Source organism: Bradyrhizobium sp. USDA3010 (genome assembly GCF_056429065.1).
This window is the reverse complement of record NZ_JBWJZD010000023.1, coordinates 12,046-25,837: the sequence shown is the minus strand read 5'-3', so window position 1 is coordinate 25,837 and position 13,792 is coordinate 12,046. Positions and strand designations below refer to the sequence as shown.

Genomic DNA, 13,792 nt, shown 5'->3' with positions numbered 1-13,792 from the left:
ACATCCAAGTGGACTTTCTCTATGATGAAGAGCTATCCCCGTCGTTCTGCCAGAGGTTAGAGAAAACAGTGGGCCTCCTTCTGAAAGGCGGACCGAATGAACAGGAAGTTGTCGCGCGACGAAACCGTTCCACCTTGCTACAATTCGTGCCGCGATCGCGCTTGACGGCTTTGGTTTCGGCGCAGTGTGGAACACCTTACTCGCTTGGTAGTATCGACGCGGTATCTGAGGTGCGCTTTTCACCCGGGTGCTTCAGCCGCTCAAATTCATCGTCGCTGATGTCCGTTTGACCGACCAGGACACTGCAGCGGAGACGCTTGACCAGGTAACTGCCCACAGACCCGAACCACCATCGGGCCAGTGGCCCTTGCGGGCGATGTCCAACGACGACGAGTTGCGCTCCCATTTCCTCAGCGACATCTGCAATTGTATGCCCGGGATCTCCCGTTTCCAATCTTGCGGTAGGTGAAAAACCCAACGCTTTGAGACGCTCCACGCCCTCCGCAAGGATGGCTCTGTAATTTGCCGTTTGTTCGTCTATCGGAATGGTAAGCCCAGCGTCAGGAGTCACGATGGAAGGTAGCTCTACAACAGCAAGCAGAAAAACCTCGGCTCGGCAGAGCTGCGCGAGCTTGGCTCCCTCTCGCAACGCCCGCCGTCCTTCGATTGAACCGTCATAAGCGAGAAGAACCTTCCTATACATGAGGCGCTCCCATCGTTTGCCGCGAAGATCAGCCGGTGAAGACTAGCATTAATCGACTAAGACTGATCACAATATTGACCGGGCTGCGTGGCGACAGTCCGAGGTAAGAAGCGCGTGGAGGGTGACCCCAGTAGGGTACACCTTGGTCGCCGTGCTTGGCCAACTTATGAAACGGCGCGACCGTCCCGGACATAGCCCCGAACCTGCTCTTGTAGCCGCCCCGCTGAAGTCGCGAACGCGCACTGCGGTCCAGCCGAGTTCAGCCATCACTTTGGCAAGGTGCCGGTATGCGCCGGCGGTACACTCCCGCTACGGTACCTCCAGGATATCCAACAGGACCTGCGTGCTGATGCGCTCCAGGCCACCGAAGCGATTGTCGCGCGCGCTCAAGCCGCAGACGCACGGGTCCGTGGATCCATGCGCTCCGGTCAGCCCGCGCGGCGCGCGACAAATAGGGGGTAGTAGACGGTACCCACTTTCGCGACATGAATGACCCTGGTCGCGTCGAACCGGGGGCCGTCACAGCAACGCCGAGATCAAACGTCGCGGCTGAATGGCTTCGGCGGGGCACACGCGGCGGCCAGGGTTTGCTTGGGCGGCTTCAGCTATTTTGAGTTCGTTGACAGTCGTGGGCACTTGCCCGGAGTTCATGGGTGAGGCAAGCTCCCCATAGCTGCCGGCTCGGACACTCGGGGAACTGAAAATGAGGATTGTTCCCGCGCTGCTCTCGTCTGTGATCGTTTATGGCTTGCTCGCGATACGGATGGCAACCGCCGCAGACGTTCCTCCCGGTTGGGCCTATACGCCGAACAATCCCGACTACAAGCCTCCCGTCGATGACGGAAAGCCAGTTCGCGTGCCAGACAGCACGGCCGGCTATACCTGGAGCCAGTTGCGTGATCGTTTCATTGCGCCGGTTTGGCACCCCGACGACCATGGCGCGCTGCCAGACATCGTCGCGAATGGCCGCAAACCCGGTGTGTTCGCATGCGGATATTGTCACCGTGCCACCGGGCCTGGTGGTCCGGAAAACGCGGACCTTGCAGGGCTGCCGAAGAGCTACATCATCCAGCAGATGGCCGACTACAAGAGCGGGGCGCGTGGTACAACCCTCCCCGGGCGAATTCCGCCAAAGCTAATGATCGAGCTTTCTAAGCCGATCACTGACGCCGAAATCGAAGCCGCGGCAGCCTACTTTTCGGCCTTACAGCCGCGCAAACGCATCAAGGTGGTCGAGAGCGACACCGCGCCAAAGACCTATGTGGCGGGTCTGCTTTGGGCTGCGGTGGAAACCGGCGAACGCGAGCCGATCGGAGCGCGGATCGTGGAGGTTCCCGACGATCTGCTCCGCTTCGAAAGCCGCGACCCTCGATCGACCTTCACAGCGTATGCACCAATCGGAAGCCTCGCCAAAGGCGAGGCGCTAGTCATGAAAGGTGGGGCGGGCAAAACGATCCAATGCGTGTTGTGCCATGGCGCGGACCTAAAAGGGCTTGGACCGTTGCCAAGCATTGCTGGTCGTTCACCGAGCTACATGTTCAGGCAGCTCTATGACTTCCAGCATGGCGCTCGAACGGGAGAATGGAGCCCGTTGATGGCTCAGGTTGTGGCCAATCTCGACGAGCAGGACCTTCTCGCGATTGTCGCGTACCTCGCATCTCGCGATCCGTGAGCGGGCACGAAACCGCGCCACGCCATCCGGGACAAGGTCATGCTCAGGAGCGTCGGGCCCAACTCCCTGAATGTGCTTTGAGCAGGCATAGGAGGCGCCGGCCGTAGGCGAGCCTGAGGCTCGTGTCGCATCGCTCTCTTCATAGAAGGACGTATGAGGTCCGGTTCGGCACAAACCTGACGTAACCGCTGCCTAGAAGAATGTCCCATGTTGAGGTGAAGAGCGGACATTGTCTTGACCTGAGAGGTCTGCTTATGACGGGGTAGCGAGCCAAAGACCCTTATTGAGAAGCAAACCCTGCGAAAGATCATGACCTTCTTCGAGCGACTCAAGGAAGCAGCATCAGCCGAGTGGCGGGCCTACACCGAGCATCCCTTCACGGAAGGGTTGGCAGACGGTTCGCTCGCCGAAGCGGGGTTTCGCAACTACCTCGTTCAGGACTATCTGTTCCTCATCGAGTTTGCTCGCGCCTACGCGCTCTCCGTCTATAAGTCGCCAAAGCTGGTTGACATGCGCGAGGCGGCTGCCGGCCTCTCGGCTATTCTCGACATCGAGATGAACCTGCATGTGAAGCTCTGCGCTGGCTGGGGCCTGTCACCCAGCGATCTTGAACAAACCCCTCCGGCGATCGAGACGCTGGCCTATACCCGCTACGTGCTCGACGCGGGAATGCGCGGTGATCTGCTGGCACTCAAGGTCGCGCTTGCCCCCTGCGTGATCGGCTACGCAGAGATCGCGACGCGGCTCGCCTCGCGACCCGATGCGCACGCTGCAACGAACCCCTATCGCGTTTGGATCGCCGAGTATGCCGGTGCACCATACCAGGAGGTCGCGGCAAAAGCGCGGGCGCACCTCGAAGGCCTTGCCCATCTCTACGCCACGCCGGCCCGCGAGGCAGAGCTGATCGTGATCTTCAAGGAGGCCACCCGGCTCGAAGCCGATTTCTGGGAAATGGCATGGCGCACTGGTGCGACGTCCGTTCATTAGCGCAGAGCGGGGCGTCCACTTTGATCCCTTTGTGCGCATACCAAAAACCCCTGCGTAACCGATCCGAATAAGCCTGCGAAATCAAATGGCCATCTTATTCGTCGCGCTGATCCGGACCACTCATTATGTACACTGTACACTGCGCCCTGGTACTTCTTCTTCTTCTTCTTCTTCGGTATCCCGGCCTTGCTGTTAACAGTGATTTGGGTCCTGATCTCCAGGCGGTCCGATGCAATAGTCCTCCGAAGTCAATCGAAGAGGTCGCTAACTATGACCCGGCGTTGCGTTGGAATGATCGAATGATCCAGAGGCCGCTGGGTAGCGCTCGCCGGCATAAACAACCCCGGCGTTAGGAGAAAAAATGGCTGTTGTATTCATTGAGGCTCGTCCCAAGGGCAGGGCCAGAAGGAAGTGCTATTGAATATTATGTCGACGAAGACCACGCCGATCACGTGTTGGCAGCCTTCCGCACGCAGCGTGAGGCGATCGACTGGGCAAAGAAAGATGGCCATTCGCCTCATGTCGCGAGGGTGCGGCACTTGAACGACAAGAAGAAGCCTGATCACTGGCGAGCGGTGTAAGCGTTTGCCTGAAGCGCTTGATTGCGAGACAGCGATTTCTGAGATTAATGCGAGGACGTCCGTTGCGTCGCCCCGTCAGGCGACGCGATCGAAATCAACGCCCGGGGCAGAACGACGGGCATTCAGTCGCTTGAGACCAGTGCAACGCCATATTCAAGCGCTCGCTGGAAGACGGATTTCAAGCCTTGATTGGCTAGGATCGCTTCACCCGGCTTGAAGTCGTCAACGACCCGCCATTTAAAGCCGGCGGTCGGGTCGGGCAGCTTTGCAGGATCTAGCGCATAGGCAGTTCGGCCGGGTCCTTCGCCGTAGGCGCCGCGCTCAACGAATTTCTGAAGCCGCTTCATCTGCCCCCCAATCACCAATGAGGACAACCTGTCATGTCGGGAGTAGGGCGGCAACGGCAGTCACGGCGGCCAGCGCTCTTCGGGCCGCTCCGACAATGCTGGCGGGCCTCGCACCGGCCGCGGGGGCGGCGTTGGTCGAGCCGGTGGCCGCGGCAGGCGCGACCGCACTGCCATCGGCCACCACAGCGTCCGCGGCCGCCGCCGAGCGCCCGGAGTTGCTGACCCTGGGCGTCGAACTGGACGCGAAGCAGGCTGCCTACCGGGCCGCTCTGGCGCGTCCGGAGGAGGCTAGGGCGGTCGCTGCCGAACTCTGGCCCAAGCCACCGGCGTCGATCGTGATCACGTCCGCGGCCGATCGGCGCGCCCTATGGCTGCTTCGAGCAGGCGGACGGCTTTGGGCAACCCACGTTCAACGTGCTCAGGTCCGATTGCCTCCGACCGCTCCTTGCCGCGGTCCGTAAAGACCCCGAGGATTGGGGGGGAAGAAGGCTCGGCAACGGCTGGAAGCGGACCTGACCGGGCGCATCGCCCCGGCGCAGGGATACGAGGTCGACTGCGTGAACGCGATCGATGCATCAGGCATCGCCGCCGCAAAGGATGCAGCGCAAGAGCGGGCGCGCGAAATCCACTCGCTGTTATCAAAAATTCGGAAGCATCCACCGCAAACGATGACCGGCGTTCTGATCCTTGCGCGCGCGGTGACGCTCTTCGAAGAGGCACACCGGGGCAACTATGACGGCGGCGAACAGGGGCGGGGTCTGCTCCTCAGCCGAGAGCTTGCCGATGCGGTGCTCCGCGTCGCGTGTGCAACGGCGTAACCCTCACCGGCGGCGGCTTCGGCCGCCGCCCAAGGAACGGGCGCCGCCATTGACTATGAACTATTCGAAGTCACCCCGGCGCGACCGCATCGTTCGAAGAGCAAAGACTAGGACGGTTCACGCTTCGGAGCAGTCGCCGCAGTGCTGTAGGTCTTCGCGAAGGCGGCCGCGTCCTGCGCCGCTCTGATTTCACGAGCGGTCTTCAGTGCCCGACGTAGAAACGGGTCTTCAGTCTCCTTCGTCAAAGTTATCAGCTTATTGCAATTGTGACAGTTGACTTGCAGGCCGTCGCGAATTCGATTGGCCTTCTCTCTGAAGACGCGCGTGCAGGCTGGGCAACGAATTTTGACTTTGTCATCCATCGATTTAGCGCCTGTGTCTGATTAAATCCTAAAAGAATGACGCATCTGAGCCGTCATCCGGCCGATCGCGTCGGTGTATTTGGCTCCTGCGAAATGCTGATCTGCAACGTGCAAGCCCGTGGCCAAAATTGCCGCAATGAGAAGTGTTCGGATCATGAGGTTGGCTGCAGCGCTCGCGGAACGCCGTATACCGGGACGCGCTTATTTTCGTGCTCAACGAGGTCAAGCACGTTCTTGCAGATCGGACACTCGAACGACCTAAGCTGATAGCGTTCCGCAATAGGCGAAAGCCCGATCAACTTCCGTTCTACCTGACAGATAAGACAAACAGCGAGCGGCATGTTGGTCGTCAGTTGTTTCGATAATGCGTTGGTACTTGAAAAATGGTGCGCCGTTCGCTTTGGGCGTCGTTGGCCGTGACCGCAAGGCAGCTCTGCGGCTCCGTGACCCGCCGCGCTGAGAACGTGGCGGGGTCACGTCACAACAAAGTCAGGGCCGCGCAATAGGGGTCCAGACGACCTAACGGTATTTCTGATGCCCTAATAAAGTCTTATACGACGATCAATTCTGCAATTCCGGCGGTGTTGCATCGGTTGTATCGTTTAGCACGGCGCCGTATCAGGGCTCATGCGGGCGTTACACCCTCGTCGGATCAGTACCGATCAGACCTTTCGCCCGTTGCCGTCGCAAAGCTCGCACCGCCGAAGCCAAGGGCGGTCAACTTGCTGTCGTAGGATCGCTCGATCTTAAAGCTGCGCTTGGCTGAACATCTTCCGGTTGCCCTCATAACGATACCGAGACGTCTTCCTTCGTCGCGCCGCGGGCGACGATCTTGAGAGCGTCGTCAGGCAATGGCCGCTGCACCGCCTTTGCCTCATCCCAAGGCCTTAGTGGTCGGAATCGACTCCAGGGACATGTCGCGCTTGTAGTCGGCGATCTCGACGGTCTCGACCTCCTCGATGCGCTTGTCGATGGCCTCTTTCGCGCGATCGTACTTCCAGTTGTTGCTCACGGATTGTTCTTTCGGATCGGATTGCGGCGCCTGGCCGCTGCGAACTTCTTGGTCGGCTTCCAACGGCCACTACCGGAGCCGAAACCTATCGGGCCGGCAGCCGCTCGACCGTCGGTGGGAGGGCCGCGCGCGCGAAGAGCGCCTGTGCCAAGCCGCACGCGCCCCGGGACCGTAAACGCTGCAATTGTCGCCTACTACCAGTCCAGTGCCTTCCGCGACGGTCTCGCCAAAAGCTCACAACAGATGCGCCTAGCAATCTTGAAGCGTTTCCGTGAAGCGCATGGGAAAAGCGAATCGCATTTATGCCCAGAAAGGCACTTCAGGCGATTTTGAGCAAGAAATCCCGGCGGCGGCCTCAAACTGGCGGAAGGCCCTTCGCGGCTTGATCGACCATTGCCTCTCGCTCGATATGCTTGCGGTGGATCCGCTTGCAGGCGTGAAATTGGTCCCGATTAGATCCGACGGGCATCATCCGTGGGAGCAGGAGGAGTGCGGCAAGTTCGAGAGCCACCATCCGATCGGCACGCGCGAACGGTTAGCATATGAACTCCTGTTGCAGGTTGGGCAGTCACGTTGCGACGTCGTAAGGATAGGCAAGCAGCATGTTCGGAACGGAACGCTGTCCCTCAAACGTCAAAAGACCGGCGTGCCGTCCGACGTGCCGGTGATGCCGGAGCAGCAGCAGGCAATTGACGCAATGCTTGCAAATGATCACCTCAATTTCTTGATGACTGCCCAAGGCAAGCCTTTCAGCGCGGCAGGTTTCGGGAATTGGTTTCGGGAAGTTTGCGATGCCATCCATGGTCTCCGTAAGGCCGCTGCAACGCGACTCGCAGATCGCGGCACCACCACAACAGAACTCAAGGCGTGGTTCGGGTGGAGGACAGATAGCGAGGCTGAACGTTACACCCGCAGCGCAGACCGAAAGAATGCCGCCGCTACTCAGGTCAGGAATCAGGCCAACCACCGATTGACCACCGAAACACCGTGAACAAGGGGCGATAAAGGTGGTTAATCGCAACCGAACTTCATTGTTTTCGTTGTTATTTTCGATTGCTACTTACGTTCGGGACGCAGGGGTCGCAGGTTCGAATCCTGCCACTCCGACCATTCTTTCAAGCACTTATAGTTTCTGTGTTTTTTGTGCGCAACGACATGCGCATCGATTTCGGGCGCGGCAGCCATGTCGGTCGATTCGATTCGACGCCGCTCGGAACCTGACGCGCGACGATTGTTGGGCGCGAGGGAAAAGCCGCCTGACGTGATGTTGCGTAGCACGTCACCAAGCACCAGAAGGCCTCCCGTCGGACCTGTCAGCCGATCCTGGCCGACATCAAAGCACGAATAGCCCGTGGCGAGTAGTGCTCAACGTGCCGTCGCAAATGCTGACATCGCGTTTGTCAGGGGTTGCCGACCTCGAAGGCCAGCAGGACGTTGCCGGGCAGGCCGCCCCATTGCGCGTAGCCGGAATTGACATACAGCATGCCGTCGACGACGACCGCGCCGGGGCCGTCCATGGCGCCGCCACGGGCCGGAACACCATTCACCGTGGTGTAGTCGCGCGCGGTGTCGATCTCCCAAAGCAGCCGCGCGTCATCGGTGGCGTAGGCGCGCAAGAAACCGCTCACGCCACCCGAGAAGACGACGCCCGGAATGAGGGTGACCGCTGCGGAGAGGGCGGGACTGCATTGGGGACGATCGCCACAGGCAACCGGCGCCACCTGCATCGCGATTTTCCCGGTCGCAAGATCAAGTCCGAACAGGCCGCCGCCCTCGCTTGAGTTGAGGCGCATCGTGCCGTCCCTCAGAAACCGCACGTCGGAATTGGCGACATAGATTCGCTCCAGGTCCGCGGCGGAGCCCCATTCGGTTCCTCCCAACGGGCCACCCTGGCCGATCCGCGTCTGCCAGAGGATCTTGCCCTCATGGTCGGGATCGAGCGCATGCACCACGCCGGATTTCTGGCCGATCACCAGCTCACGTTGTCCGTTATGCAAGGTCACCAGGATGGGCGATTGTCCGAAGTCGTGGTCGGGGCCGCGGTCCTGCGGACAGTTGCTCTGGTCGGTGCCGAAGCATGCGACGACGAAGCTGTCCTTCGGCGTCGCCTGCTGATGCCAAAGCATTCGCCCGGTCGCGAGATCGAACGCGAGGATGGCATCGCTGGTGTCGGTTGCCGGGTCGGCATAGCTGTTCGATGTCGCGACATAGAGCGCCTGGCGCTGAACATCGATCGTCGGTGCGGACCAGACCGATGCGCCGGCCGGCCCGAACAGCTGAGTCCCGATGGCGTTGGTCCGGGTGGGATGCGGCGCTTCAGGGATGGTGTAGCTCTTCCAGATCTGCGCGCCGGTTTCGGCCTTCAGCGCAACGACGCTGCCGCGAAACGTGCAGCATTGGTAGGTGGGCCGGGATCCCGTGGCTTCCTCGATCGATGACACCCCGACATAGACAACGCCGGAATGGAAGGTTGGCGCGCCGGTAATCCGCGCGGCCAGATGATCCTCAACCCTGCTTTTCCAGATCAGCGCGCCGGTCGTCGCATTCACGGCGTAGACGTTGGCGAGCACATCGCCAAAGACGATGGCGGACTGGCCATTTTCCATCGGGACAAGACTGATGGCCGCCCTGACCGGCGCATCGGTCGGAAACACCCAGCGGGTGCATCCGGACTTGGCGTCGAGGGCGTGGATATTGCGGTCGCCGCCGCCGACGAACAGCAAGCCGCCGATGACAGTCGGCTGGGCGTTAGCGGTGGACATGCCAGGAAACCCGTAGGCCCACTTCAAGCGCAGCCGCGGGACCTGGTCTGGCGCGAGGCCGGCCATGGCCGCCGGCTGAAACCGGCTGTTGTGGAGATCAGCGCCCCAGCCGTTCCACCGTGGCCCATCGATCGGTTGCGGGAAGCCGGTCTCGCTCTGCGCGCATTGGCCTGCACTGTCGGCCGACGCATGCGAGGCGGCCTTGCCGGTGACGAGTGAGGCGATCGCCGCCCGCTCGTCATTGCTCAGCCCCTGTGCGAACGAAGCCATCGGGCCGGTGGTGATCGCACCCAGAACTTCATCGAACGACCTTGATTGCAGCGCGGTGCGGCTCGGCGCGCGAATATCGGTGTTGCTGCTGTCGTGACACTGCGCACAGCGTTGCGCGTAGAGGGCGGCTCCGCCTTGCTGCGCAGTCGCAGGAAGGCACGACCAGATCAGGACGATGGCGATCGCAGCACTCAGTTTCATCGCGGTTCACCGGCGTTGGCTTTGATGAGATGAGCGACTGAAGCGTAGCACAACCTGCCGGCTTCCATTGTGCGTGGGGAGGCCGGCCCCGTGCGCCGGGCGGTGCCCGACCCGATCGCGACCGGCCGCCCCCAATTCGAGCCCCGGACGGCGTGATCTCCCATTGACAGGCCGCCTGATGTGATAGAATTATAACACAATAAGTTGCAAAAATAACAAGATGTCATCATCGCATCAGCGTTCCGCGCGGCGATGGGAGGAAAATGGAATTGTCCGGTTCGATCGCGGCAGAGCCTCGGCCGTCGGCGTCGCTTTTGACGGTCGGTGGCATCAACAAGCGGTTTGGCGGCGTGCGCGCGCTGCGCGACGTCAACCTCGAGGTCGTCTCTGGCGAGGTACATGCGCTGCTGGGCGAGAACGGCGCCGGAAAATCCACACTGATCAAGATCCTCAGCGGCGTTCATGCCGCCGACAGCGGCACGATCGAGATCGCCGGCAGGCCAGTGATGTTCGACAGCCCGGCAAGATCGCGCGAAGCGGGGATCGCCGTCGTCTATCAGGACCTCAGCCTCGTCGAATCGCTGAGCGTCGCCGACAATCTGTTGCTCGGCCGCGAGCCGCGCGCGCGGCTCGGCTTTGTCCGGAAGCGCGAGCTGATGGCCAAAGCCGAAGCATTCCTGGGGGAGCTCGGCATTCCCCTTGATACACGCGCGACGGTCGGCTCGCTGCCGTTCGCCTACCGACAGATGACGGAGATCGCCAAGGCGCTGATGGGCGAGGTGCGGCTCCTGATTCTCGACGAGCCGACATCCTCGTTGACGTCGGATGAGGTCCGCATCCTGTTCGATGCGATCGGCAAGGCGACGCGCCGCGGCGTCGGCGTGATCTACGTGACCCATCGGCTCAACGAGGTGTTCGAGATCTCGCAGCGTGTCACCGTGCTGCGCGATGGCGCCAATGCGGGCACGTTCGTCACCGCCGATACCGACATGAAGCGGCTGGTGAACGCCATCATCGGCACCGATCGATTGGCGCCGGCAGCATCGCGCGCCGCGCCCGCGGCAACGCGTTCGTTCGATTCATCGCCGGTTCTGTCGCTGTCGGGTGTGTCGAATGACCGGCTGTCGGCCGTCGACTTGACGGTGATGAAGGGGGAGATCCACGGCCTTGCCGGATTGATCGGCAGCGGGCGCACCGAGATTCTGGAGACCATCTTCGGACTTCGGCCGGCCGAAAGCGGCACCCTCGAGATCGAGGGCCGGCCATGGCTGCCGAAGAGCGCGGCGGATGCAATCGATCAGGGTGTCGCCCTGGTGCCGGAGGATCGGCACGTGCAAGGCCTGGTGCTCGACCATTCGATCGAACGCAACATCACTCTGCCGCGGATTCCGCATTTCTCGCGCTGGGGTTTTATGCAGCAACGCGCCGCCGCCCGGCGTGCGGACGCTGCGGTCGCGCGGCTTTCGGTGAAGGCGCAGGGCGCTTCCAGCCTGGTCAGGACACTGTCCGGCGGCAACCAGCAGAAGGTCGTGTTCGGAAAATGGAATGATCCGCGGCCGCGCGTGCTGCTGCTGGACGAACCGACGGTCGGCGTCGACGTCGGCGCACGCGAGGAAATCTATGGCGTGATCCGCAATGCCGCCCGCGACGGCAGCGGCGTCCTGATCGTCTCCTCGGATCTCGTCGAGCTGATCGAGCTCTGCGACCGCATCTCCGTGATCGTCGACGGACGCGTGGCGCGAACGCTGGCGCGCGGCGAGATCGATGATGCCGAAGAGCTCCATCATCTGCTGCAAATGTACCAGGCTTCCGGACAAGGCCTATTGCAAGAGCTGCCCGCATGACCGAACTGACCGCGCCCAATGTCGTCGCCTCGTCGACCCGAACCGATCGTCGCCGCAAGCTGCTGCAGAACCTGCTGCGCGGTGAGCGGCCCTACATGCTGTACATCGCCTTCGTTGTGCTGTTGGTCGTGTTCAGCCTGTCCTCGCCCTGGTTCCTGTCGCTCGACAATTTCCTGAATATCGGACGCCAGACGACCCTGGTGTCGATCATCGCGGTCGGCATGACCTTCGTGATCATCGCACGTCAGATCGATCTGTCGGTCGCATCAACATTGGCGCTGTCGGGCATGGCGGCTGCGCTCGCCATGAGCCAGATCAGCAACAGCTGGATCGTCGGGGCCGTTGCTGGCCTCGGGACTGGCGCGCTGGTCGCGCTGCTCAACGGCATCCTGACCACGCAGCTCTCGATCCCGTCCTTCCTGGTGACGCTGGGATCGCTGAGCATGGCGCGGGGGCTGGCGATGATGGTGACCAATACCAAGCCGGTCATCATCACCAACGAGACCTATTTTGCGATCTTCGGCGAAGGCACGTTCCTGGGCATACCCGTTCCCATTGCCTGGACGCTGGTGGCGATGATCGTCGGCATCCTGCTGCTGCACTACAACGTGTTCGGCCGTCGCATCTATGCGGTCGGCGGCAATCCGACCGCGGCGCTCTATTCCGGGATCAACACCAAATGGGTGACGACGGCGGCCTTTGTACTGACCGGCGCGCTGGCCGGGCTTGCGGCGCTGGTGCTGTCCGCGCGCTCACATGCCGCGCGGCCCGACGTCGTGCAGGGGATGGAGCTCGACGTCATTGCCGCCGTGATCCTCGGTGGCTGCAGCCTGTTCGGCGGGCGCGGCTACATCCTGGGAACGCTGTTCGGCAGCCTCATCATTGGCACGCTCAACAACGGCCTCGTGCTGCTCGGCGTCAGCTCGCCGATGCAGCTCGTCATCAAGGGGGCGATCATCGTGGCCGCGGTCGCCTTTACGAAACGCTAGAGCACGATCCGGAAAAGTGTAGGGGCAAGGTCGCCGGCCTCCGGTCAATCGGCGACCAAAAAAGGGAGGAAACAATGAAGCCAATCTTGCGACAAACCCTGCCGCTGACCGCGCTGATCGCGGCGACGGCCATTTCGATCGCCCCCTCGGCCCGCGCCGAAGTGCCGGCAAGCTGCGTCAAAGGCGTCGATCTCGGGACGCTTGGACCGAAATCGATCGTCGGTCAGGGGCCGCACGGCGAGAAGGCCGCGTCGCCGGAGGTGCTCGCGCTGTCGGACGCCGACGCCGCCAAGATCAAGGAGAAGCACTTCAAGGTCGGCATCTCCATGCAGACCGTCAACCTCGACTGGGCACAACTGCAGATCCAGGGCATCACCGACACGCTCAAGAAGTACGGCGTGACGGTGACCGGTGTCGCATCCGCCGAATATCAGGTCGACAAGCAGATCGCCGACATCGAGAACACCATCCAGCAGCATCCGGACGGCATCATCTCGATCCCGGTGGATTTCACGGCGACCGCGCCGACCTACAAGAAGATCGCGAAGGCCGGCATCAAGCTCGTGTTGATGGACAGCATTCCGACCGGCCTCAAGCATCCGGAGGAATATGCCTCGATGATCTCGGCGGACAGCCAGGGCAATGGCCAGATCGCGGCCCAGATCCTGGCCTCCTGTATGCCGCAGGGCGGCACCATCGGCCTCGTCAATTTCGGCGTCGACTATTTCAGCACCAACGAGCGCACCAAGGGTGTCCGCGAGTGGATGCAGAAGAACCGTCCCGACATCAAGATGAAGCAGGTCGACTTCACCGATCCGCCGAAGGTGTCGCAGATCGCCGGTGACTTCCTCACCGGCAATCCTGACATCAAGGGCTTGTTCGCGGTCTGGGATCAGCCGGCGCTCGATACGCTGAGCTCGATGCGCGCGCAGGGCATCGACATTCCGGTCACGACCGTCGACCTCGGTCTGCAATCGGCGATCGAGATCGCCAAGGGCGGTCCGTTGAAGGCGACCGGCTCGCAGCGCCCGTATGATCAGGGCGTCGCGGAAGCGATGGCGATGATGAACGCGTTGCTCGGCAAGGAAACGCCCGGCTGGGTCGGCGTGCAGTCGCTGCCGGTGACGCAGTCCAACGTGCTGGAATCCTACAAGACGGTGTTCAAGAAGGAGCCGCCGCCGGAACTGACCGACGCCTGCAACAAGGCGAAGCCCGCCTGCAACTGAGCCGCACGAGTTCGATGC

The 13,792-nt window shown here is 61.7% G+C and carries 13 protein-coding genes and 1 pseudogene; 7 read left to right on the top strand and 7 right to left on the bottom strand.

The features are described from left to right. Window positions 1-196: 196 nt before the first annotated feature. A complete protein-coding gene (locus AC066Y_RS28690) occupies window positions 197-703 on the bottom strand; it encodes a universal stress protein (protein WP_478276795.1) in 507 nt (168 codons plus the stop codon). 703 nt (window positions 704-1,406) lie between these two features. On the opposite strand from AC066Y_RS28690, the gene AC066Y_RS28685 reads away from it, so the two are divergent. After that, window positions 1,407-2,375, top strand: a complete 969-nt coding sequence (locus AC066Y_RS28685) for a c-type cytochrome (protein WP_478276794.1) — start codon at window positions 1,407-1,409, stop codon at window positions 2,373-2,375. A gap of 309 nt (window positions 2,376-2,684) precedes the next feature. Next, window positions 2,685-3,362: a TenA family protein gene (locus tag AC066Y_RS28680; protein WP_478276793.1), complete on the top strand. Its 678-nt coding sequence runs from the start codon at window positions 2,685-2,687 to the stop codon at window positions 3,360-3,362. A 703-nt stretch (window positions 3,363-4,065) separates the two neighbouring features. Here AC066Y_RS28680 and AC066Y_RS28675 read toward each other — a convergent pair. Further along, the gene (locus AC066Y_RS28675) at window positions 4,066-4,290 is read right to left on the bottom strand and encodes a hypothetical protein (protein WP_478276792.1); all 225 of its coding nucleotides are present in this window, start codon (window positions 4,288-4,290) and stop codon (window positions 4,066-4,068) included. Window positions 4,291-4,763: 473 nt separating this feature from the next. Between AC066Y_RS28675 and AC066Y_RS28670 the strand changes: the two genes are divergently transcribed. After that, complete coding sequence (locus AC066Y_RS28670; protein WP_478276791.1) at window positions 4,764-5,108, top strand: hypothetical protein; 345 nt, start codon at window positions 4,764-4,766, stop codon at window positions 5,106-5,108. Between the two features lie 107 nt (window positions 5,109-5,215). Here the strand turns inward: AC066Y_RS28670 and AC066Y_RS28665 are convergent, their stop codons facing one another. From AC066Y_RS28665 to AC066Y_RS28655, 3 genes and pseudogenes are all read right to left on the bottom strand, one after another. After that, window positions 5,216-5,470 carry a hypothetical protein gene (locus tag AC066Y_RS28665; RefSeq protein WP_478276790.1) on the bottom strand — a complete coding sequence of 85 codons (255 nt, stop codon included), beginning with the start codon at window positions 5,468-5,470 and terminating at the stop codon, window positions 5,216-5,218. Between the two features lie 783 nt (window positions 5,471-6,253). Continuing rightward, window positions 6,254-6,355 (bottom strand): annotated as a pseudogene (locus tag AC066Y_RS28660) (SOS response-associated peptidase); the annotation flags it as partial. Continuing rightward, window positions 6,345-6,545 carry a hypothetical protein gene (locus AC066Y_RS28655; protein WP_478276789.1) on the bottom strand — a complete coding sequence of 67 codons (201 nt, stop codon included), beginning with the start codon at window positions 6,543-6,545 and terminating at the stop codon, window positions 6,345-6,347. The pseudogene AC066Y_RS28660 and the gene AC066Y_RS28655, both read right to left, overlap by 11 nt. Window positions 6,546-6,762: 217 nt before the next feature. Between AC066Y_RS28655 and AC066Y_RS28650 the strand changes: the two genes are divergently transcribed. Then, window positions 6,763-7,473 (top strand): tyrosine-type recombinase/integrase, encoded by a 711-nt coding sequence (locus tag AC066Y_RS28650; protein WP_478276896.1) that lies wholly within the window; start codon window positions 6,763-6,765, stop codon window positions 7,471-7,473. A gap of 65 nt (window positions 7,474-7,538) precedes the next feature. Here the strand turns inward: AC066Y_RS28650 and AC066Y_RS28645 are convergent, their stop codons facing one another. After that, the gene (locus tag AC066Y_RS28645; RefSeq protein ID WP_478276788.1) at window positions 7,539-7,772 is read right to left on the bottom strand and encodes a hypothetical protein; all 234 of its coding nucleotides are present in this window, start codon (window positions 7,770-7,772) and stop codon (window positions 7,539-7,541) included. Window positions 7,773-7,882: 110 nt separating this feature from the next. Beyond that, window positions 7,883-9,715, bottom strand: coding sequence for an outer membrane protein assembly factor BamB family protein (locus tag AC066Y_RS28640; RefSeq protein ID WP_478276787.1), 1,833 nt, complete (start codon window positions 9,713-9,715; stop codon window positions 7,883-7,885). A 269-nt stretch (window positions 9,716-9,984) separates the two neighbouring features. Here AC066Y_RS28640 and AC066Y_RS28635 point away from each other — a divergent pair, with 269 nt between their 5' ends. The 3 genes from AC066Y_RS28635 to AC066Y_RS28625 all read left to right on the top strand — a co-directional run bounded on the left by AC066Y_RS28635 (window position 9,985) and on the right by AC066Y_RS28625 (window position 13,774). Beyond that, window positions 9,985-11,559, top strand: a complete 1,575-nt coding sequence (locus tag AC066Y_RS28635; RefSeq protein WP_478276786.1) for a sugar ABC transporter ATP-binding protein — start codon at window positions 9,985-9,987, stop codon at window positions 11,557-11,559. Further along, a complete protein-coding gene (locus AC066Y_RS28630; protein WP_478276785.1) occupies window positions 11,556-12,548 on the top strand; it encodes an ABC transporter permease in 993 nt (330 codons plus the stop codon). The genes AC066Y_RS28635 and AC066Y_RS28630 overlap by 4 nt, the downstream gene beginning before the upstream one ends. 74 nt (window positions 12,549-12,622) lie before the next feature. Continuing rightward, complete coding sequence (locus AC066Y_RS28625; RefSeq protein ID WP_478276784.1) at window positions 12,623-13,774, top strand: substrate-binding domain-containing protein; 1,152 nt, start codon at window positions 12,623-12,625, stop codon at window positions 13,772-13,774. The last annotated feature ends 18 nt before the right edge of the window (window positions 13,775-13,792 follow it).